The organism is Shewanella sp. Sh95, assembly GCF_001308045.1.
Classification (GTDB): Bacteria; Pseudomonadota; Gammaproteobacteria; order Enterobacterales; family Shewanellaceae; genus Shewanella; species Shewanella xiamenensis.
The window spans coordinates 1-21,440 of record NZ_LGYY01000206.1 but is presented as its reverse complement, the minus strand read 5'-3'; the positions used below and the strand labels follow the sequence as shown (position 1 = coordinate 21,440).

The following is a 21,440-nucleotide window of genomic DNA, read 5'->3' as shown; positions in this document are numbered from 1 at the left end:
ATCGAGGTACTCAGGCGGCCTGATTATCAAATCACGGAGAAAGAATTGCTGGCGGCCTGGGTATTATTCGCCAATCAGTTGCTCAAATATGGCTATGCTATGGCTGATTTATGAGGGGATCCTTCAGTACTTTTTCAGTATGTGTAGATTTAAATTTAAGCAATATTAAATATACAGATTTTTATGCGGTATTTTTGAATGTTTAATGTTGAAAATATCTTAACGAAAGGATTTAAGAATGGTTTTATAAAGCTGTTATAGCCTTTATTAAATTTTTGAGAGTTCTTTTTACTTTGTCAGTCTAAAGTTTTGTGAGTGAATTGATGGTGTGGATTTTAATTTGAAAAGGAGTGAATATAAATTCACTCCTTATTTTATTCTGTATGTTGTGTTATTAAATTTTTATTTAGTACGTTAAGTAGTCAAATACACTTACCGTATTTTATGCCTATTACTTAAGTTCAACTATAGTTGTGTCAATATTGGCCATTGGGTTGGGTAGATAATGAGTCAAATACCGAAGAGCGACGTAGGCAACGACGACAGTGGCTACACCGAGTTCAAAATCTGCCAACAACCTTACCCATTGAGTGAGATCGGTCATTTGACTAAATTGCTCAAGCCAGTGAGCGGTTTTAAAGAGTGCAGTAGCACCGATCACCATGGGGAAAGTAAAGGCTGCATAACCAGGGCTAAAGGGCAATTTAAGTAAATGGAAAAAAGCAAGGTAGATAACCGCTGTCATTAAGATGGCAATACTTGCCAATAAGGCGACTAAGGCGATTGATGGTTGCTCACAAACCGTTAAATAGCCTGCAAGGGATAAACTTGCGGGAGCAGCAAGGATGGCAATAGTGGGCTTAGCTGCGTCAGGAATCGCTTGACAAAAGATCAAGCGATAGAGCATCAGTGGCAGCATGACTAAATAGGCGATCATACCGAAGGCTAAAATGGTGTTAACTAACCAAGGTTCACCATTGCTGGGGAAAGACACAGCAGCCACTATGATGCCAATGGGTGGCACAAACCAGCTAGGCACCATATGTTCGAGTTTGAAGTCGATAGCACGATAGTAGATAAAGGCGCCTAAAAATACGATATGAATCGCAATGGCGGCTAACCAAAGGGCTAATCCCGCATGGGGAAAATAGTGACCGAGCAGGTTAGACACTACCATTAATGCCATGGCAAAAGTCGGTATTACGCTGCCGACGACGGGATGGCTAAGTTCATTTTTGAGCACTGTAGGATGCAGCAAAAACTTACCGGCTAGCATTAGTAACAGTGCTGAGGCAATAATTGCACCAATTAATTGACCCCAGCCATTCAGTGAAGGCATTACACTTTCCCAAGTCCACCCTAAGCTTGCGATTGCGAGTGCGAGTCCGCCCATAGGGCTAGGTAATTTTGCGGCCTGTGCGGTCCAACGTTTACGCTTTGAAGTCATATTACTTACCTCTCAACACTGACATTAATTCGATGTATCTATTTGTTAATGTCAGTGTATGACTAAGGTGTTAATAAATAAAATTGATTAATTTTATCCATTGATTCAGTTTTTATTAACTAGCAAGGTTTTCGTTTACAACGAAGCAAAGTATGCCCAAGCCCAATATTGTCAGTATCCTCATCGACGTATAAACCTGCTTGATGCAGCAAGGCCATCAAGTCCTTAGAGTGGTACATTCGACTATTGCCATTGGCCATTGCGGTGAAGTACAAGCTCGTGGCGTTAACACAATAGGCCGAGGCGGCAGAAGGCTGTCTATCCCAGAAGGTTTCGACAATAAACAACTGACTATTGGCTGTCATCGCATTTGCGGTGCGTTGCAAAATGCTCAAGATTTGCGCCTTAGAGAAGCAGTCAAGAAACTGACTCATCCAATAGGTATCAGCACCTTCAATAAAAGGGCGCGACTCATCGAGTAAGTCGGTGGCAAAGGTATGGACTCTATCGGTAACGCCATGTTTTGCAGCATTTTCTTTGGCAATGGCTAATTGCCCTGGAAAGTCCATCAGGGTCACTTCAACCTTAGGATCGAATTTGCAGCAGCTTAGAGCCCACTTTCCGGTGTTACCACCAATATCGACTAAGTGTTTTGGACTATGGGCAAAGACTAAGGGTAAAAGCTGCGGAAAAGCATGATCAGAATAATAATGATCAAATGCAAACCAACTCTCTTTTGCGGCGTAAGGCAGATCTTTCAATGCGGGATAGATAGTTTGCCAGTCACCAAATACACTCAGCCCCGCGGGTTTACCAGTGAGTAGCGCCTTATCCAGCGTAAATAATCCCTGATAACATACGTCCTGCACAAAGTTGAGGTTGATTGCTGCCATATCATCATGCAGTAAAAAATGACCTGTTTTATCGAGAACATAGGCGTCTTCGTTAAGCCACACCAGCCCCATGCTTAGTCCCATATCCAATAACACCCCAAGGGCGTATTCACTCAACATGTTCGTTTGGGCTAGTTTCGCTAAGGTCACCCCTTGCTCACCAGCCTTATCAATAATGGCTAGCACTTCAAATTTGAGTAGACAATGCGCGACCTGAAAACTCACGGGTCCAAAGGCAATTTTCTGTGCCTCAAACTTGGCATCAAAGGCGCTTAACGCTTTTGGATTTTGGTAGAAAGACATAAAAGACTGACGTTAATCTTGGAGAGGGCTATTTATAGCGGACTGAATTGTTAAAGCTAGCATTGCACGGAAAAACTATGAACTGTGTCCAATTTCACCAATAAATCAGGCTCTTGATAGCAACAATATTCGTTCGAAAGAGATATGCATGGCAAGAATTAACTGGCAGGCATAAAAATACCCAGACGGAGCTGGGTATTTTTATCAACAAGCGATGAGATTACTGAATATTTTCTTCGTCGCCAAATTGGCCTTGGAACAATACTGATGATAAGTAACGTTCGGCAGCCGAAGGCAGGATAACCACAATGTTTTTATCCGCAAACTCAGGCAGGGCAGCGATACGGTTAGCTGCAACCACTGCTGCGCCCGAAGAAATACCGACTAAAATGCCTTCTTCTTGCATCAAGCGACGGGCCATGTCGATAGCTTCATCGTTAGTGACGGTTTCAACGCGGTCGATTAACTCAAGATCTAAGTTACCAGGGATAAAACCTGCGCCAATACCTTGAATTTTGTGTGGACCAGGTTGTACGGGTAATCCCGCTAAGGTTTGGGTGATAACTGGTGAATCTGCTGGTTCTACCGCGACAGAAGTAATGGCTTTGCCTGCAACTTTCTTCAGGTAACGGCTCACGCCAGTGATAGTACCACCTGTACCTACACCCGCAACAAACACATCCACAGCACCATCGGTATCGTTCCAAATCTCTGGACCTGTGGTTTTTTCATGGATTTCTGGGTTAGCAGGGTTATTAAACTGTTGCAGCATAATGTATTTTTCTGGGGCTGATTGACGGATTTCTTCCGCTTTATCAATCGCACCTTTCATGCCTTTTGCGCCTTCAGTCAGTACAAGGTTTGCACCTAAGGCTTTAAGCAGCTTACGACGCTCTAGGCTCATAGTGTTTGGCATCGTTAACGTCAGCTTGTAACCACGGGCGGCGGCTACATAAGCTAAGGCAATCCCGGTGTTACCTGAGGTTGGCTCAATCAGTTCATGATCTTTGGTGAGCAGGCCTTTTTTCTCGGCATCCCAAATCATATTGGCACCGATACGGCATTTGACACTGAAACTTGGATTACGTGCTTCGACTTTTGCTAGCACTTTACCTTGGCTTACGCGGTTTAAACGCACTAACGGGGTGTTGCCAATAGTATATGAATTGTCTTCGAAAATTTTGCTCATGGATTGCTTGCTCCTATGTTTGCACTATTGAATCATAATCGCCTGTGGCGTATTTAGAAGTGATTGTTTGTTCTTCTTTATTCGATTTAGTTATTAAAGATGTCGCTGTTATTCGTAAAGCCAGATTGGTCGTGGGTTTAACTGTGTTAACCTCTTGCTAACATCAATAAAAATTGCAATAGAACGAGAACAGTCATTTGATGTTTTGGTGATAAAAGCGCTAATCGGAATCGGATTTCAACCATTATGAAGCAACAACAAACAGATTTGGGCAAAGATCCTAGAACTATGGTCACTCCTAAGGCATTTACTATTGCCGAATCGGTACTTTATACCCCATTAGCAACACCATTTAAGCGGGCGCTAGCGATATTAATCGACGGTTTATTTATCACTATTTTAGCCGAGCAAATGGATTGGCTGTTTGTTCTGCTGGTGGTGGGGATTATTTATATCGAAAAACGTAGCCGCCAGTTTGGCCGCTTTCTCAAATGGGGCCTCTATGCCGCCATGCTAGGGTTAATGCTCTTTAGCTCGGCGGGGAATTTGTGGGATTTGCATCAATCCAATCAATCCACCCGCGACAAGGTCTCCGCGCCCCAGGATAGTAAGACTGTTGTTAAGGCGATTCCTGGCCTTGTCTCCCTCGGACTCTGTGAAAATACGGATTGTGCCCGTGAACAAATCCGTTCTTTGCAACAGACGCTCGAAACTCAGACGCTGGAAAATGTACCCATTGAGGGCATGTCGGCAGCTGAGCGCCGCGATATGGTATTAGATACTTTAGCTAGCACGGATTTATCCGAGGCTGATAAAACGCAGTTACGTGATGAAATCATGGCGGGCACTCTCTGGCCCGAGGTGAAAGTGTTTGAAGTCACTCTCGATTCAGCCACGGATTCAACAACACCATCACAATCACCAAAGCCAAGTCATTTGCTTGATGACAAGCTTGAACGTAGGGCGAACCCAGTGTCTGAACCACAAGCCGATGGATTAGCTAACGCGCATACCGATAAACAAGCCGCAGATGAAGATCTTAATTCCGTGCGTCAAACGGAAAGTAACAACACCGAAAACGCCGATGAGGAGGAAAGTGATACCCGCAGTGTGCTGGCGTGGATTAAAGGCTTTATGAGCGATATGGGCTTAGGGTTTGGTTGGGCGGCATTTTACTTTACCGTGTTTACCGCCAAATTTGATGGTCAGACCTTAGGTAAAAAACTATTAGGTATTCGCGTTATTCAACTTGATGGCGCTAAAATCAGCCTTTGGACCGCTTTTGGCCGTTATGGTGGCTATGCGGCGGGCTTTACGACAGGCTTACTTGGCTTTATGCAGATCTTTTGGGATGCCAATCGGCAGGGGATCCAAGATAAAATATCTTCCACAGTCGTGATAGACTTAGCGCAAATGCATAAAAAGCAACAATTAGAGCAGCAACAGGCGCAGGCTGAACACGCATTAGCCGCCGTGCCAACACAGAATAATGCGACGTCTGCTCACCTTACAACAAGCACCCGTTCGGAGCACCTATGAAACAGGTCGTTATTTCTGGCAGCGGTTTATTTACGCCGCCACACAGTATTTCAAATGAAGCTTTGGTGGAGAGCTTCAACGCCTATGTCGATATGTTTAACCTTGAAAATGCTGGATTAATTGAGCAGGGCCATGTCGCGCCGCTGTCTTATTCTTCCAGTGAGTTTATCGAGAAAGCCTCGGGCATCAAGCACAGATATGTGATGGTTAAAGACGGTATTCTCGATCCTGAAATCATGATGCCGCTTATCCCTGAGCGCAGCAGTGACGAGTTATCCATGCAGGCCGAAATTGGGGTTGAGGCGGCATTGATGGCACTGAAACAAGCGGACGTGAAGGCCGAGCAAATCGATTTAGTGATTGTTGCCTGTGCTTATACGCAGCGCGCTTACCCGGCGATGGCGATTGAAATCCAGCGGGCACTCGGTACCCGTGGCTATGGTTACGATATGCAGGTTGCCTGTTCTTCGGCCACCTTTGCCATTGTGGCCGCTGCCAATGCGATTGCGACGGGCTCGGCTTCACGGGTGTTAGTGATTAATCCCGAAATTTGTTCGGCGCAAGTGAATTACCGTGACCGTGACAGTCACTTTATCTTCGGCGATGTCGCGACCGCTATGGTGCTTGAAGAGCAAAGCCTAGTGGCCGCGAGTAAAGGCTTTAACATTGTTTCAAGCCGTTGTTTTACCGACTACTCTAACAATATTCGCAGTAATTTTGGCTTTCTCAATCGCTGCGATCCAAGTTCGGCGCATCAGGCAGATAAGCTATTCCACCAACAGGGACGCAAAGTCTTTAAAGAGCTGTTGCCGATGATTTATCAACATTTAGATGAACATCTGGGCGAGCAATCCCTCACGCCGCAGTCATTTAAGCGTTTGTGGTTGCATCAAGCCAACATCAATATGAACCTGTTTGTGGTGAAAAAACTGCTAGGGGATGAGGTGACGCCCGATCAGGCGCCCGTGGTACTCGATGAGTATGCCAATACCGCCTCCGCAGGCTCTGTGATTGCCTTCCATAAATATTCCGCTGACTTTAATGCGGGCGATTTAGGGCTATTAAGCTCTTTTGGTGCGGGTTACTCCATCGGTAGTGTGATTTTGCAAAAACGCTAAATCGACAAAAGCCCCATTGCCAGCAATGGGGCTTTTGCTTTTATATCAGCACATTGGGTTAAACGGCTTGATGCCGTACCTTAACCGAAAATGCTTTTAATCAGACAAGGCAGTTAACAGCCTTAAAAACAGTTTTTTAAAGCCTCAGTTGCAGTACGAGAACCTGTCACCATGACGCTTCTTTACCCTGATTCGGATATTCCGTTCCATCCCAATCCTGGCTGGTTTCTTGGCGCCTTTAATTGTTATGACCGCGAGGAAACGCTCGGGGAAACACTCAATCGTTACGATCCTTTAGATCCCGCGCAGCTGCAAGCGCTGTACGATGCTTATGTATTTGATGAGTTTGGTGAGCAGTTGGGATTTACCTCTGCCCACAGGGTCGCGATGGCGACGAATCTAATCGCTGCGCTGAGTGAGGCAAAGCATGATTTTGTCGCCTATTTAGCGATTGATGAGAGCGAGGAGGAATGGTGTTTTCCTTCAACGTGGGCATTCCCGCGGCCACGCTATCCCTTTGAACAGGCGTATCTTGCGCTGCTGCGGCATTGGGGAGTGGAGCTCACCGCAATGGGGATTGCGCTTCCCAGCCCAAGCTTATTGGGGATCCATGAGTCTTAGCTAGAATTCTGATTTAAGCCCACAAGCCTTGTTGTGGGCTTTATGCTAAACCTTTCTGCCTAGAGCAACCAGGCGTAGCTTAGCTTCATAAAATAGGTCTTCTCGTCCCGAGTGAGCCGCGTGAGTTCACCATCCGAGGTTAAACTGTCGGAATAGCCCAAATAGAACACGCTCTGGGGATTAAGTTTGTAGCCGTAGAGGATTTCATTGCCTAAGTGCGCCGCTTCGCTATCGGGCGACGAATACAAATACTGCGTAAGATTACGCTCGATTTGGGTGTAAATGCTCGATAGGCGAATAAAGCTGTGCAGACTCAGTTGCCAGTGCAGGCGCACATCCGAAAGGTTTGCGGTAAAGAGTTTATCCTGCTCGACCTCCATATGTTGATAAAGATGAGAAATCTCCACCGATAAACCGTTGGCGATTTTCCAGTTCAATATTGGATTGATTAAGGTCTTTGTGCCTAATCTATCATTGAGAAAATCAATCTCATCGCCGTAATGGATCTCCAGCTCAAGGCTGAGGGCTGAAATCGGCGTAATGGCTCCGTAAAGCCAGCCTTGAGTTTCCTCATATTGATTGCTGTTACCTATTACGGCGAGTTGCGCTGTATTATGGCGTGGTCCGACCCGCTCACGGGTTTCTACCCCAAAGGACAATTCACTTTGTAGTGCGCCATACATTTCCCAAAAGATCTCAAATTCTTGCTCGAGCTGTTCTCCCGCTTGATTGTGGGTGATATCCCAGTCACCGCCAAATTTTATCTTGTTAAACACCACTTGCGGATACCAAATTAAGCCACCGCCAGCCATAAAGGTGCGATAGTCAATTTTCTCTACAAAGCCCAAATCGGCACGAAAATTAGGGGAAACATCGTGATATTCGCTGTAGGCAAACCAATCGCGGGCATTGTGTTCATAGGTCAGTTGATACAAGGCGCCACTAAAATCCTCATCTGATTGGCTACGTAATACTTGTTCATTCACTTGGCATAGGCCAAATTCACAGTTTAAAGGCGTTTGACCGCAGAGTAGCCCTTCTGTGAGTTCTCCCTCCACATTGCCACAAAATTGTTGGTACAGGGCTGTGGGGTAACGTGTCTGGGAATGGGCGACCTGAGTGGTAAATATATCTTGCTCAGTAGGCTGGTATTTGGCATCTAAACTTATGACATAATTGTGGTAATCATTATTATCATCGGTTTGTACAGCAAATTCAGTCAGTTGATTGTCGGCACTGCTCTTTGCCGTGATAAGACCCCCAAAGGAAAAGGTTTTATCCATATCGAAGCGGTAACGCGCAGCCAGATTGAGGCTTTCCTCTGCTAATGAGGCGACCTCTGAACTTAAATTACCCGGCATTAAAAAGGTGGCTTGGCTGTCATTGGCGGCCAGCAGTGCCCAGGTGTGTTGCTCGGTTTGGCTGGTGAGTTTGAGTCCGTAATCCGGCGATACGATATTGCGGGTATGTAGCAGATTCACTTGGGTATCGAAGTAGTCTTTATTATCGAGGAAGAAGGGGCGTTTTTCGTCGTAAAACAATGCGAAAGTACTGTTAATATCGAGCTGACCCGCATCGGATTCGACTTGAGAGAAATCGGGGTTAATGGTTGCATTCAACAAGGTGCGGGCATTCATTCCCCAGCGTAAATCAAACCCCGGTTCATAGTCCGTATCTGTTTGCCAACCGTGTGCAGTTTTATGTTCATTGCGAGTTGCTACAAAAGCGGGAGTAATTTGCAGATCTTGCCCTTGCTTGGCTGAAGCTAAACCTGTGGCGACACCGAGCTGACAGAGCTGGCAACTGATGTTGCGGTCAATTTTATGGGTGGAGAGACGATGGTTTTCATTACGTGGATAGTAGCGAATAAGCTCAAATCCCCAGTCTTGAATGGGCTTTTTATCGTCAAAGTTGAATAGCCGTAATGGCAGTTCGACTTCCACCTGATAGCCATCTGCGGTGATTTTACCGGCGGTTTTCCAAATGCCATCCCACGCTTCGCTCTCTTCGCCCGTGAGTTCATTCTCTATCGAGTCTAGTTGCACGCCCAGCGGGTTGATAAAAAACTGATAGGCCAAGCGTGCGTTATTGAGGGTATCGAGTTTGATCCCCACCAGATCATCACCCCAGAGATTATCCCTGTCCTTGAGAGTGGCACGAATGCGTTGAGGCTGACTGTCTTTGGCGGTAAAGGCCACAAATAGGCTGGTTTGGGTCGCGTAGATTCTGGCCTCGGTGTAAACGGGCGCCGCCGTGTTTTCTCCGGGCTGAGTCTCATAGCGTAACTCGGCCAGCGCCGCGTGCTGCCACACTGCCTCATCAAATTCACCATCAATCTCGGCGGTATCAGTTAAGGTTGGAATTGTTAACTGAAATTGGCTAACTGAGCCGGCCTGACTCGGTAAGCTCAGAAACATCATGCTCGATAGCAGAAAGGGGAGAAACGTCTTCAACAACTGGGCCCAAAATAATCCGTAAATTACGCGCAGTGTGCCAGAAGTTTTGAGTTAACAAGAATGAGTAATTGTTACAAGGATTGTATTTAAATTGGATTGAGTTAGAGCCAAAGCGCACTGGATGGCATGCATCCAGTGCGATAAGGAGAATTATTCAGGTGCGACCACAGGATTACGGTAGGCTTCACGGTACTTATCGACCCACATGGCGGTGGCACCACAAATTGCCACAGGCATCACAATAAAGTTCACCACAGGGATCATCGAAAACAGTGTCACTGTTGCGCCAAAGCTGAAACTGGTGCCGCGGGTTTGATTCAGTGCAAAGCGCATATCCTTGAAGCTCACCTTGTGGTTATCGAAGGGATAGTCGCAGTATTGAATCGCCATCATCCAAGCACTGAATAAAAACCACAGAATAGGCGCCAAGGTTTGCCCGACCATTGGCACTAAAAATAGCAGTAAAAATACCAATGCACGGGGCAGATAGTATTTCAGTTTGATCCATTCACGGCCAAGAATGCGCGGTAAGTCTTTGACTAAGTCCATGCCTGAACCGGTATGCATGGGTTTGCCGGTTAATAGTTGTTCAACCTTTTCGGCCAGTAAGCCATTAAAAGGCGCGGCTAGCCAGTTCATCACTGAGCTAAACACAAAGGCTAGCATCACCAACATAGTGACAACCGCCAGCGGCCAGAGCAGAAAGTTAAGCCAGCTTAAATATTCTGGGAGCTGGGCATTCATCCAAGTAAAGAGCAGATCGAGCTGACCGACAGCCACATAAATTACGGCGGCAAAAAGTAACAGGTTAATCATTAAAGGAATAAATACAAAAGTACGAAGACCTTTACGTGTAATCAAACCAAAGCCATCGAGAAAATAATTCACACCACTTTTAGCCTGTGAGGGCGAGGGAAATTTCTGTGTCATATCGTCATTCCAAAAAGTTGAGATACAGCGCGGGAGACAGATAACTGCGATTGTGATCAACTCGTCGCGAGATGACAAGCTAAAAGCCGCATGAATTCAATAAAAAGCGTTACAAAATGCGGCTTGCTTTGTTAAAGTTGGCCTCAGAATTCTATGACATGACTCGGGCTAATATTGGCCTGCACCGATATCTGCCATCGCCCTGATGGCTTTTTAAACTGAGACGCGCTAACTGGCACTATGAGATTAAAACAAATAAAACTTGCCGGCTTTAAGTCGTTTGTCGATCCCACCAAAATTCCGTTTTTACAGGCATTAAGCGCCATTATTGGCCCTAATGGCTGCGGTAAATCGAACGTGATTGACGCCGTGCGTTGGGTGCTAGGTGAAAGCTCGGCCAAACATTTGCGCGGCGACTCCATGAGTGACGTAATTTTTAACGGCTCCAGCGCCCGTAAACCAGTATCTGTGGCGGGCGTTGAACTGGTGTTTGAAAATAAAGAAGGCCGCCTTGCGGGCCAATATGCCAGTTATGAAGAAATCTCGGTCAAGCGTCAGGTGAGCCGTGACGGTGAATCTTGGTATTTTCTCAACGGCCAAAAATGTCGCCGCAAAGACATCACCGATCTATTTATGGGCACCGGGCTTGGGCCGCGCAGTTACGCCATTATCGAGCAGGGCACTATTTCACGTTTAATCGAATCTAAACCACAAGACTTACGTACTTTTATCGAAGAGGCGGCGGGGATTTCTCGCTATAAAGAACGGCGGCGTGAAACGGAAAATCGTATTCGTCACACCCGTGAAAACTTAGAGCGTTTAGGGGATATTCGCAGTGAGTTAGCCAAACAACTGGAAAAGCTCAGTCAGCAGGCAAAAGCCGCAACACAATATCGCGAGCTAAAGCAGGCTGAGCGTAAAACCCATGCTGAATTGCTGGTGATGCGCTACCAAGAGCTGCAAAGCCAGATGGCGAGTTTATCGGAGCAGATTAGCTCGCTTGAGCTGCAACAAGCGGCAGCGCAATCCTTAGCGCAAACGAGTGAGTTAGAAAGCACTGAGCTGCAAGTTACGCTTTCACAGTTAGCCGAGCAAGAGCAGCAGGCGGTCGAAGCCTATTATCTAACGGGTACTGAAATCGCAAAGCTTGAGCAACAGTTGCAGAGCCAAAAGCAGCGCGACGCCCAGCTACATACTCAGCTCGAGCAATTGAGCGAGCAAATCACCCAAAACCAAGCCAAATTAGCCGCTTATCAAGCTAGTTTTCAAGCGCTTGAGCTAGAGCTTAGCCAACTTGCGCCGCAACATGAGTTGCAGCAAGAAATGCTCGATGAGCTGCAAGCCCAGTGGGAGATGAGTGTTTCGCGCAGTGAGGCGCAAAGTGAAAGCGCCAGAGTGCTGGCGGCGACAACCGCTCAGCATAAGCTGCAATTAGAATTACACCGCAGCAAACTGACGCATCAGCAGCAATTAAATGCCCATAAAACCCAGTTACACCAAGAACAACAGCAAGAGTTAGCCTCACTCAATGAGCATGCCCTTGAAGATAACAGCGCATCACTCAATGACGAGATTACCCAGTTAGAGCAAGCATTAGCTGAACAAGTTGAAATTAATCAAGAGTTTGAATCCACTCTGGCTACCGATACTCACGCGTTAGATGTTGCGCGAGGTGAGTTTGAGCAGTTATCGCAGCGTTTAACTTCGATGCGGGCGCGCTTCGAACTGGTTGAACAATGGCTGGCAAAACAAGAAGAGTTAAGTGATAAGCCGCAGCTGTGGCAAAGCATTCAAGTGGAAAACGGCTGGGAAGCCGCGGCAGAGCTGGCGCTGCAGGGATTAATGACGCTGCCCGTGGGCGTTGACGCCAATGAGATAGGGTTTTATGCCGATGCTGCCTTGGCGGCGGATGCGCATCTCGATGGTTCTCCCATCTTAGGGGCCAAATTGAACCTTGCCCCTTGGCTTAAGGGACTTAAATGGGCCGATAATCTGGCCAGCGCACAAGCACAAGTGGCGAGCTTGGCGGCCGATGAGCGAATAGTGACCGCTGATGGTTATCTGCTTGGCAAAGGTTTTTTGATTGCCAAACAAGACAATAGCCAATCGTTAGTGCAACTGAGTAAAGAACAAACTCAATTAAGCGAAGCGATTAATGAGTGTGAGCAGGCGCGGGTAATACAGCAGTCAAAGCTCGATGCGTTGGCGCAGCAATTAACCCAAGTGCGTGACAGCTTAAGCCAAGGTATCAAACGCTTACACCAATTACAGCTCGATAAAGCCACCAAATCTACCCAGCTTAATAACGCAGAGGCCCAGGCCAAGCAGCGCGAAGTTAAACGGGGACAACTAGCAGAAACCGTTGCGCGAACGCGAAATGAGTTAGCCGAGCTGGCTGAGCAGTTAATGCTGCTTTCGGAACAAGAGGATGAATTGGCGGAGGCGCTAGCGTTAAGCCTTGAGAAACAGCAACAACAAAGCCTTGAAGCCCAAGGGGATTTAGCCCGTCACCAAGCGCTAAAGGCACAAATTAGCGATGCCGAGCGCCGCTTAGCGAGCCTCAATGCCAGTCTGCAATCGGTCACCACTCGGATGGCGGTGAGCACAGAACAAATTGAATTACAGCGGGTCCGTGTCAGTGAATTAGTCCACTCACAGGAAACACTGTCAGCCCAGCTTGCCAGTGTTGTCGCACAGCAGGGTGATCAGCAAACGGCAAAGCTGAGTGAACAACTGGCGCAGCTACTCAATCAGCAACAGAGTCAGCAACAGGCACTTAAAACGCTCAGGGCACAACAAAGTTCGCTCACTGAAACGCTAAACAGTATAGGATTAAAGCAAAAACAAGAGCTTGGTAAGCTTGAGGGCTTGACTCAAAGCCTCAGCACGTTAAAGTTACGTCGTGAGGGATTAAAAGGGCAGGCTGACAGCCAGTTGGCAGCCCTGGCAGAACAGCAAATTGTGCTTGCTCAGGTGATTGATTCGCTGCCTAGCGATGGTCAGCCAGATAAGTGGCAGCGTGATTTGGATCAGATCCGGCAAAAAATTATCCGTTTAGGTGCGATAAACCTCGCGGCGATCGAAGAATTTGAGCAACAAAGTGAGCGAAAATCCTATTTGGATCATCAAGATGAAGATCTCAATAAAGGGCTTGCAACACTAGAAGAAGCCATTCGTAAAATCGATAAGGAGACCCGCACCCGCTTTAAAGCCACATTTGATGCGGTCAACGAGGATTTAGGGCGATTGTTCCCCAAGGTGTTTGGTGGCGGGCGTGCCTACCTTGCGCTAACGGAAGACGATTTATTAGAAACGGGCGTGACCATCATGGCCCAGCCGCCAGGTAAGAAGAACAGCACAATCCATCTTCTTTCCGGTGGTGAAAAAGCCCTAACGGCTTTATCATTGGTATTCGCGATTTTCAGGTTGAATCCAGCTCCCTTCTGTATGTTAGACGAAGTGGATGCGCCCTTAGACGATGCCAACGTAGAACGTTTCTGCCGATTATTGAAGGAGATGTCGCAGAGCGTACAGTTTATCTATATCAGCCATAACAAAATTACGATGGAGATGGCTGATCAACTTATCGGTGTGACTATGCATGAGCCGGGTGTATCCCGTATAGTCGCAGTAGATTTAGAGCAAGCGGTGGCGATGGCCGACGCGTGATAACTAGAAGAAAGACAGGGTAACCAATGGAAGATTTGCAACTAGTTTTGTTCGTTTTAGGCGCCATAGCCATAGTTGCTGTGCTGGTGCATGGATTTTGGTCTATCAGAAGACAACAGCCTAAGTCATTGAAAGACAGTCCGATGGGCAATTTCTACAAAAAGCAGGCAGAGCGTGGCGAGGCTGCCCCCAAGCGTATCGATGCCGATGGTTTCGACGCCGATGGTATAGGCGCCGTCAGAGTTCGTAAAGCGAATGAAGCTCATACCCCAGAGGCACCTGCGTTTAACCCTTATTTAAAGCAAGAAGCCAAAGTACAACCGCAACCAGTGGAACCCGTTCAAGTTGAACCTAAACCACTGTTTAAGCAAGAACCAAGCATGGCGCAGCCCGACTTTAATTTGCAATCACCGAGTGTGAAAGAGCAACACCGCGGCCCTAAAGCATCGCGCCAAGAGCCAGTATTGCAAAGCCATACAGCGCATTTAAATCAAGCTCACGTTGGCCAATCCCATGCGGCGATAGTGGCGCAAAAGGCGGCTGAAGAGCAACGTGCCCAAGTGCAAATGCCCACCCAAACCGCGTTGTTTGATGATGAAGAGGCGTATGAAGAAGAGCAACCTCAAGCCGTTGAACAGGCCGATGATGATTTAGGTGAACCACGTGATGTATTAGTGCTGCACGTTGTGGCGAAAGAAGGTCAGCAACTTAATGGTGCAGAATTATTACCTTGCTTCTTAACCCTTAACTTTAAATATGGCGATATGAATATTTTCCATCGTCATGTGGATAATGCTGGTAATGGTAAGGTGTTGTTCTCCATTGCTAATATGGTAAAACCTGGTGTTTTTGACCCAGACAATATGGAGCAATTCAGCACCCAAGGCGTGGTATTCTTTATGACTTTACCTTGCTACGGTGATGCGCTAATGAATTTCTCTATCATGCTTAACTCGGCGCGCCAATTGGCGGATGATATCGACGCGGTTGTGCTCGATGGTCAGCGTCAACCTTGGGGCGAGTTTACTAAGCAAGATTATTTACACCGCATTCGCGCAAACGCTTAATGCAACGCCGCGAGACTGCGGTGATAGACAGATGGGGCCGCTAAATGCGGCCTCATTTTTTGCAACTTTTTGATGCTTAAGAATTCTGGATAATGAATATGCAAGACATTCAACTCGATAAACGCCTATCTGAACTGCTTTCACAAGCTGTTACGTCGGAAAATGCGCAGCCATTGATGCAGGCGCTCTGCCAATCTCTGAATGAACACAATATTCGTTACTATGTCGACGATGCGCCAAGCATTACTGACTCAGAATACGACAGATTAATGCAGCGGCTGAAACAGCTTGAGGCAGAGTATCCTCAGTTTGTTGCTGCCGATTCGCCCACCCAAAGAGTGGGCGGCATGGCGCTGGCAAAGTTTGAACAAATTACTCACCTTAAACCCATGTTAAGTCTTGATAATGCCTTCGATGAGGCGGACTTTAGTGCATTTCATAAGCGTGTCAGCGACAGAGTGGGGCAAGTGAGTTTTTGCTGTGAGCCTAAGCTCGATGGTTTGGCGGTGAGTATTTTATATCGCAATGGGGTGCTTGAGCGCGCCGCGACCCGGGGCGATGGTACTGTGGGCGAAGATATTACCGAAAACGTTAAAACCATTAAGTCGATTCCGCTCAAACTGCGCGGTGACAACTATCCCGAATTGGTTGAAGTGCGCGGCGAAGCCTTTATGCCCAAGGCGGCATTTGAGGCGCTAAATGAGCGTGCACGCTTAAAGGATGAAAAACTGTTCGTAAATCCGCGTAATGCGGCGGCGGGCAGCTTACGTCAGCTCGACAGTAAAATTACCGCGTCACGGGCGCTGTCTTTTTATGCCTACGCCTTAGGTGTGGTGGAGCCGACTTCCCATGAGCTAGCTAAGACGCATTATGAGCAATTGCAGCAACTTAAATCATGGGGGCTGCCAGTCAGTAGCGAGATCAAAGTCTGCGACGAACTCAGCCAAGTGTTTGCCTACTATCAAGATATATTGACTCGCCGCAGCGATTTACCCTTTGAAATCGATGGTGTGGTAATGAAGGTGAACGATATCGCCCAGCAGCAAACCTTAGGGTTTGTGGCCAAATCTCCCCGCTGGGCAATTGCCTATAAATTCCCCGCGCAGGAAGAAATGACCCTGCTCGAAGGCGTAGATTTTCAAGTGGGCCGCACCGGCGCGGTGACTCCGGTCGCACGCCTAAAACCTGTGTTTGTCGGCGGCGTGACGGTATCGAACGCCACTTTGCACAATGCCGATGAAATCGAGCGTTTAGGTGTGATGGTGGGCGATACCGTGATTATCCGCCGCGCCGGCGATGTGATCCCGCAAATTGTGGCCATAGTGCCAGAGCGTCGCCCTGAAGATGCTAAGGCAATTGCCTTCCCACAACATTGCCCCGTTTGTGGCAGTTTGGTTGAGCGATTAGAAGGTGAGGCCGTGGCCCGTTGTAGCGGCGGCTTATTCTGTGAGGCCCAGCGTAAAGAGGCGATCAAACATTTTGCCTCCCGCAAGGCATTAGATATCGACGGCATGGGCGATAAAATTGTTGAGCAGTTGATTGATAAGGAGTTGGTTCAAAGCCCGGCGGACTTATTTAAACTCACCGCCTCTATGATGACCATGCTCGACCGTATGGGAATGAAGTCTGCCACCAATCTCGCGCTGGCGATTGAAGCGGCTAAAACTACGACTTTGCCTCGTTTCCTCTATGCCTTAGGCATTCGAGAGGTGGGGGAGGCGACGGCGGCGAACCTTGCGACACACTTTGGTAGCCTAGAGGCACTTCGCGTAGCTACCATTGAGCAACTCATTCAAGTTGAAGATATTGGTGAAGTGGTTGCCCAGCACGTAGCGCATTTCTTCGCTCAGCCCCATAACCTAGAGGTGATCGATGCTTTGATTGCGGCTGGTGTCAACTGGCCTGCGATTGCAGCGCCAAGTGCCGATGAACAGCCATTAAAGGGGCAGACTTGGGTGTTAACCGGTACCTTAAATCAACTCAACCGTAACGATGCTAAGGCGCAGTTACAGGCCTTAGGCGCCAAAGTCGCGGGCAGTGTGTCGAAAAATACCGATTGCTTAGTGGCGGGTGAAGCGGCAGGCTCCAAGCTTGCCAAAGCGCAGGAGCTAGGCGTGAAGGTGATTGGCGAAGACGAATTGCTCGCGCTGCTCGCTGCCAATACCTAATGCGAGTTTGATTTGATGAGTAAAACGCCTTGCTTAGCAAGGCGTTTTTGTTGAGGGTTCATCTTGATTGGGCGCGGTTTTCTGGCGGAGCCATGATAAACTTGATCTATCAGCGGATTGCACCGATAGCAATCATTGTGCGCTTATAAAAAGGAAAACCGATGACAGATCTCAGTGATATTCGCCGTGAATACACCAAAGGTGGCTTAAGACGCGCCGATTTACCCCAAAACCCGATGCAGTTATTTGAATTGTGGATGACACAAGCCAGAGATGCGCAGCTGAGTGATCCTACCGCGATGTGTGTTGCCACAGTGGATGAACATGGCCAACCTTTTCAACGAATTGTACTGTTAAAGCGTTTTGATGAAACAGGTTTTGTGTTCTTCACTAACTTAGGCAGTCGCAAGGCACAACAGATTGCGGCCAATAATAAAGTGAGTCTACATTTTCCTTGGCATCCGATTGAACGCCAAGTGTCGATTCTCGGTGAGGCGCAGCCGCTTTCTACCGCCGAAGTGCTGAAATACTTTATGACCCGCCCCAAGGATAGCCAGATTGCCGCTTGGGTGTCGCAGCAGTCGAGCAAACTGAGTGCCAGACAAGTGCTCGAAGGTAAGTTCTTTGAAATGAAAGCGAAATTTGCTAAGGGCGATGTACCATTGCCGAGCTTTTGGGGCGGTTACTTAGTTAAGCCGTCAAGTATTGAGTTTTGGCAAGGTGGAGAGCATCGCCTGCATGACCGCTTTCTCTACACTCGCCAAGCGGATGAATGGATGATTGACCGTTTAGCACCCTAATGGCTTTAGGAGCTTAATGTGGAACAGTATAAGATTTGGGTGGATGCCGATGCTTGCCCAAACCCAATTAAAGAGATTTTATTTCGCGCAGCTGAGCGAAAGGCGCTGCCGCTAGTGCTGGTGGCGAACCAAATGCTACGGGTGCCACCGTCACCGTATATCAGTCAAGTGCGTGTTGGCTCAGGCTTTGATGTGGCGGATCAATACATTGTCGACCATGTTGAGGCCACACATTTAGTCATCACTGCCGATATCCCGTTGGCGGCGCAAGTGATCGAAAAGGGCGCGCTGGCGCTCAACCCCCGCGGTGAACTCTACACCACTGACAATATTCGCCAAAAGCTTACGATGCGTGATTTTATGGAAGATTTACGTTCATCGGGTGTACATACAGGTGGACCTGATACTTTGTCTGCGGCCGATAAGCAGGCTTTTGCCAATAGTTTAGACAAATGGCTTGTGCGGGTTAAATGATAGTTCACTGGTCGCTAATCAATAAAAAGAGTATCTTTAGTGAAGCTTAGGTGATCTTTGTCACGGTTTGCTAAGTGCTGAGCAGCTTTGTACTTCATAACAAGGAGCTGATGGGTCTTACAACTCACAATTGAGGATGGATACGATGAATAAATGGATAGGAATCGCGGCATTATCGACGTTGATGAGCTTCAGCTCCGTTGCCCAATGGCAAGTGATTGAGCAGGATTCTAGGGTCAGTTTCGTGTCGGTAAAAAAGGGGGATATTGCTGAGGTTCATCATTTTAAGCAGCTAAAAGGTACTCTGAAGGATACTGGCCAATTTGAGTTAACAATTCCGCTGATAAGCGTAGCAACGGGTATTGATGTGCGTGATGAGCGTATGCAGCACTTATTGTTTGAAGTGTCATTGTATCCTGAACTTAACTTGAGTGCCCAAGTCGATAGTCAAATGCTCAAAGCGCTTGCAGTGGATGAGTCAAAGGTTGTTGACATCGAGGGCAAAATTGCCCTGCATGGAAAACAGCAAACAAAAACTTTTTCGGTAATTTTGACCAAAGTATCTGATAATAAACTGATGGTTAGTAGTTTTCAGCCGATAATTATCAATGCAAATGAATTTGGCTTGGTTGCAGGGGTTGATAAGTTGCGTGATATTGCAGGTTTATCTAGTATTAGCCAAGCCGTTCCGGTGTCGTTTGTACTAACCTTAACTCAGTAACAACAATAAGATTGGTTTAGATCAATACGTCAGCTGTTGTATTTAAGATAAGGTTATGAGGTGGCTGACGTATAATGCTCATACTGACCACTTAATGGGTGGATGTTGAGGCTTTTTAGATGTTAACAGTGTCCTTAATGGCGCTCGATTTAGTTGTTTTAAGGGTTAAAAATGGTCACAGATAAAGACGGTTACATGCATTTAATCCAGTATTTGACTGAGCATCTTGGCTTGTTCGAAACGCCTGATACCCAAAATGTGTCCGACGATACTGTGATGGAATTGTTTGAGGAACAATTATCCGCGCAGATTATTATGGTCTGTGGTCAAAATCCGTCACTCTCCTTTAGTGAGCGTAATACCATTATCCGTGAGGTCGATGCCATTGTGTATGATCTCGAGGAAATTCTCGCCTCTGTAGCCAATCATAGGGCAACACCTGAGCAAACGCTGTTTATCACTGAATTTTCAGGACTCATCAAAAATTTATTTGATCAAGAGATCGCAAAATTTCAATCCCATGCTTAATATTTGAGTCTAGTCATCGGGTTACTCCCATTGCTTGTCGTTAGCTCTTGGGAATTGGAGTCGTGTTTTAATCCCGTTCCTTGCCTTCAGCAATTGCATATTGGTTTTTCCATCATGGCTTGTCTCTTCATGCTGGATTGATTGCCGTTGTTAGTAACAACCCTTTGTGCTCATTTTTCTGTTTTCTGTCGATATTCGCACAAGCCTATGTGGTTAGCGGAGATAAGTTACCACTCTGCTTATTTTGCTTTCCGAGCCGTAGAAAAATCACCAGTTGTTTAAGCATCTTTGCTTACAGGGTATATCTTTACTCTATAACGATATTTTTGGGTGATATACGAAGGGAGATGCATGATGTTAACCATATGTCCTAGCTATGCCGATGATTTATTAACCATTGCTGTTTCCGGTCAGGTAACGCATCAGGATATTGAAACCATTTTGTTTCCGGCCATTGAAGCCAAGTTATTGGATCATGCTTGTATTCGTTTATGGTATGAATTTAGTGCTGATTTTATGGGTGTTACAGTTGGAGCACTTTGGGACGATGCTTTACTCAGTGTGTTCCATTTCAGTGATTTCGCGCGGGTAGTGATGATTGCGGATACGCAAATGCTTGGGACTATGGTCAATACGTTAGCTTTTATGTTGCCTTGTCCGGTTAAAGTCTTTGGCGAAAATGAGCGTGTACTGGCTAAGGAATGGCTAGACGACGTCAAAGTGATTGCACTGTAACAGAGAGTAACTGCTCGGATTGTTGATGCTTAATTTGTCAAGTACAGAGCATGGCGGCGAAGATCTGTTACACCTCAGCCAACGGCCAATGGCACTCGATTTGAGTGCCTAGATTGAGTTCGCTGTTCACGATTAACTCGCCATTTAACTCATATTTTATCCACAAATTGAGGCAGGATAGCGTTCCTGTACATTGTCTTTGATGTATGTCATGCCTGAGTTGCTCAAGATGAGCTGTCGAGATCCCCACACCATTATCCTGTAGCAGTATATGTAATTCATTACCTCGTTTATCGAGTTGCAACAGTATTTCGCGGTGTTGATGATGCTCTTTAAATGCGTGTTGTAGAGTGTTATTAAGCAATCGATAGAAAAACTGCAAATATTGCCAAGCATTACCATCGATAATTAATAGTTCATCGCAGTTAAGATTTACTTTCACCTGTGCTTTGAGTAATTGTGGCTGTAATAGGCTGAGCAAATGCTGGAGAAACTGCGCTAAATGGAGCGGGCGTATTTCACTATGTTGATCAGTAAATAGCTGCGATATTTGTCTTAATCTTACGGCCTGTTGACTCATGAGATGCACCGCTTTAGCAGACTGGTCGACATATTCATCTTGACGAATCTGACATACTTGAGCGAGGAGGCGATCTGATCTGATCCAATACTTTTGGACACCACGCTAAGTGAGTAAAATGACTTAACGAGGTGAATATGACAACCCAAAAGACCCGCAAGACTCACACTGCTGAATTTAAAGCAGAAGCCCTTAAACTAGC

At 46.8% G+C, this 21,440-nt stretch carries 17 protein-coding genes; 11 read left to right on the top strand and 6 right to left on the bottom strand.

Features of this window, described 5'->3' with window-relative positions; all coding sequences use genetic code 11:
• Window positions 1-451: 451 nt before the first annotated feature.
• The 3 genes from AEA42_RS14965 to cysK form a co-directional block, all read right to left on the bottom strand.
• The gene (locus AEA42_RS14965) at window positions 452-1,447 is read right to left on the bottom strand and encodes a TDT family transporter (protein WP_037419806.1); all 996 of its coding nucleotides are present in this window, start codon (window positions 1,445-1,447) and stop codon (window positions 452-454) included.
• Window positions 1,448-1,566: 119 nt separating this feature from the next.
• Window positions 1,567-2,643, bottom strand: a complete 1,077-nt coding sequence (locus AEA42_RS14960) for a methyltransferase (protein ID WP_055648135.1) — start codon at window positions 2,641-2,643, stop codon at window positions 1,567-1,569.
• A 220-nt stretch (window positions 2,644-2,863) separates the two neighbouring features.
• Window positions 2,864-3,832 carry a cysteine synthase A gene (gene cysK, locus AEA42_RS14955; RefSeq protein ID WP_011622282.1) on the bottom strand — a complete coding sequence of 323 codons (969 nt, stop codon included), beginning with the start codon at window positions 3,830-3,832 and terminating at the stop codon, window positions 2,864-2,866.
• A 246-nt stretch (window positions 3,833-4,078) separates the two neighbouring features.
• On the opposite strand from cysK, the gene AEA42_RS14950 reads away from it, so the two are divergent.
• The 3 genes from AEA42_RS14950 (at window position 4,079) to AEA42_RS14940 (ending at window position 7,110) form a co-directional block, all read left to right on the top strand.
• Entirely contained in the window at window positions 4,079-5,371 is a 1,293-nt protein-coding gene (locus AEA42_RS14950; RefSeq protein WP_055648134.1) for an RDD family protein, read from the top strand.
• The gene (locus tag AEA42_RS14945; RefSeq protein ID WP_055648133.1) at window positions 5,368-6,489 is read left to right on the top strand and encodes a beta-ketoacyl-ACP synthase III; all 1,122 of its coding nucleotides are present in this window, start codon (window positions 5,368-5,370) and stop codon (window positions 6,487-6,489) included. Before AEA42_RS14950 ends, AEA42_RS14945 begins: the two co-directional genes overlap by 4 nt.
• Window positions 6,490-6,660: 171 nt before the next feature.
• On the top strand, window positions 6,661-7,110 hold the full coding sequence (locus tag AEA42_RS14940) for a hypothetical protein (RefSeq protein ID WP_037426748.1): 450 nt from the start codon (window positions 6,661-6,663) through the stop codon (window positions 7,108-7,110).
• A 59-nt stretch (window positions 7,111-7,169) separates the two neighbouring features.
• On the opposite strand, the gene AEA42_RS14935 is transcribed toward AEA42_RS14940, so the two are convergent.
• Together AEA42_RS14935 and cysZ are read right to left on the bottom strand one after the other, a co-directional pair.
• Window positions 7,170-9,530 (bottom strand): carbohydrate binding family 9 domain-containing protein, encoded by a 2,361-nt coding sequence (locus AEA42_RS14935; protein WP_055648132.1) that lies wholly within the window; start codon window positions 9,528-9,530, stop codon window positions 7,170-7,172.
• A gap of 186 nt (window positions 9,531-9,716) precedes the next feature.
• Entirely contained in the window at window positions 9,717-10,496 is a 780-nt protein-coding gene (cysZ, locus tag AEA42_RS14930; RefSeq protein ID WP_037426752.1) for a sulfate transporter CysZ, read from the bottom strand.
• Window positions 10,497-10,736: 240 nt separating this feature from the next.
• Here cysZ and smc point away from each other — a divergent pair, with 240 nt between their 5' ends.
• From smc to AEA42_RS14890, 8 genes are all read left to right on the top strand, one after another.
• Complete coding sequence (gene smc, locus AEA42_RS14925; RefSeq protein WP_055648131.1) at window positions 10,737-14,165, top strand: chromosome segregation protein SMC; 3,429 nt, start codon at window positions 10,737-10,739, stop codon at window positions 14,163-14,165.
• Between the two features lie 26 nt (window positions 14,166-14,191).
• Window positions 14,192-15,232 (top strand): cell division protein ZipA, encoded by a 1,041-nt coding sequence (zipA, locus tag AEA42_RS14920; protein WP_055648130.1) that lies wholly within the window; start codon window positions 14,192-14,194, stop codon window positions 15,230-15,232.
• Between the two features lie 98 nt (window positions 15,233-15,330).
• Entirely contained in the window at window positions 15,331-17,400 is a 2,070-nt protein-coding gene (gene ligA / locus AEA42_RS14915; protein ID WP_055648136.1) for an NAD-dependent DNA ligase LigA, read from the top strand.
• Window positions 17,401-17,561: 161 nt separating this feature from the next.
• The gene (gene pdxH, locus AEA42_RS14910) at window positions 17,562-18,200 is read left to right on the top strand and encodes a pyridoxamine 5'-phosphate oxidase (protein WP_055648129.1); all 639 of its coding nucleotides are present in this window, start codon (window positions 17,562-17,564) and stop codon (window positions 18,198-18,200) included.
• A gap of 18 nt (window positions 18,201-18,218) precedes the next feature.
• Window positions 18,219-18,674, top strand: coding sequence for a YaiI/YqxD family protein (locus AEA42_RS14905; protein ID WP_055648128.1), 456 nt, complete (start codon window positions 18,219-18,221; stop codon window positions 18,672-18,674).
• A 145-nt stretch (window positions 18,675-18,819) separates the two neighbouring features.
• Complete coding sequence (locus tag AEA42_RS14900) at window positions 18,820-19,395, top strand: YceI family protein (protein WP_047540190.1); 576 nt, start codon at window positions 18,820-18,822, stop codon at window positions 19,393-19,395.
• Between the two features lie 171 nt (window positions 19,396-19,566).
• On the top strand, window positions 19,567-19,923 hold the full coding sequence (locus tag AEA42_RS14895; RefSeq protein WP_037419846.1) for a DUF3802 family protein: 357 nt from the start codon (window positions 19,567-19,569) through the stop codon (window positions 19,921-19,923).
• 354 nt (window positions 19,924-20,277) lie between these two features.
• Window positions 20,278-20,658 (top strand): STAS/SEC14 domain-containing protein, encoded by a 381-nt coding sequence (locus AEA42_RS14890; RefSeq protein WP_037419849.1) that lies wholly within the window; start codon window positions 20,278-20,280, stop codon window positions 20,656-20,658.
• Window positions 20,659-20,725: 67 nt separating this feature from the next.
• On the opposite strand, the gene AEA42_RS14885 is transcribed toward AEA42_RS14890, so the two are convergent.
• A complete protein-coding gene (locus AEA42_RS14885) occupies window positions 20,726-21,238 on the bottom strand; it encodes an ATP-binding protein (RefSeq protein ID WP_055648127.1) in 513 nt (170 codons plus the stop codon).
• Between the last annotated feature and the right edge of the window lie 202 nt (window positions 21,239-21,440).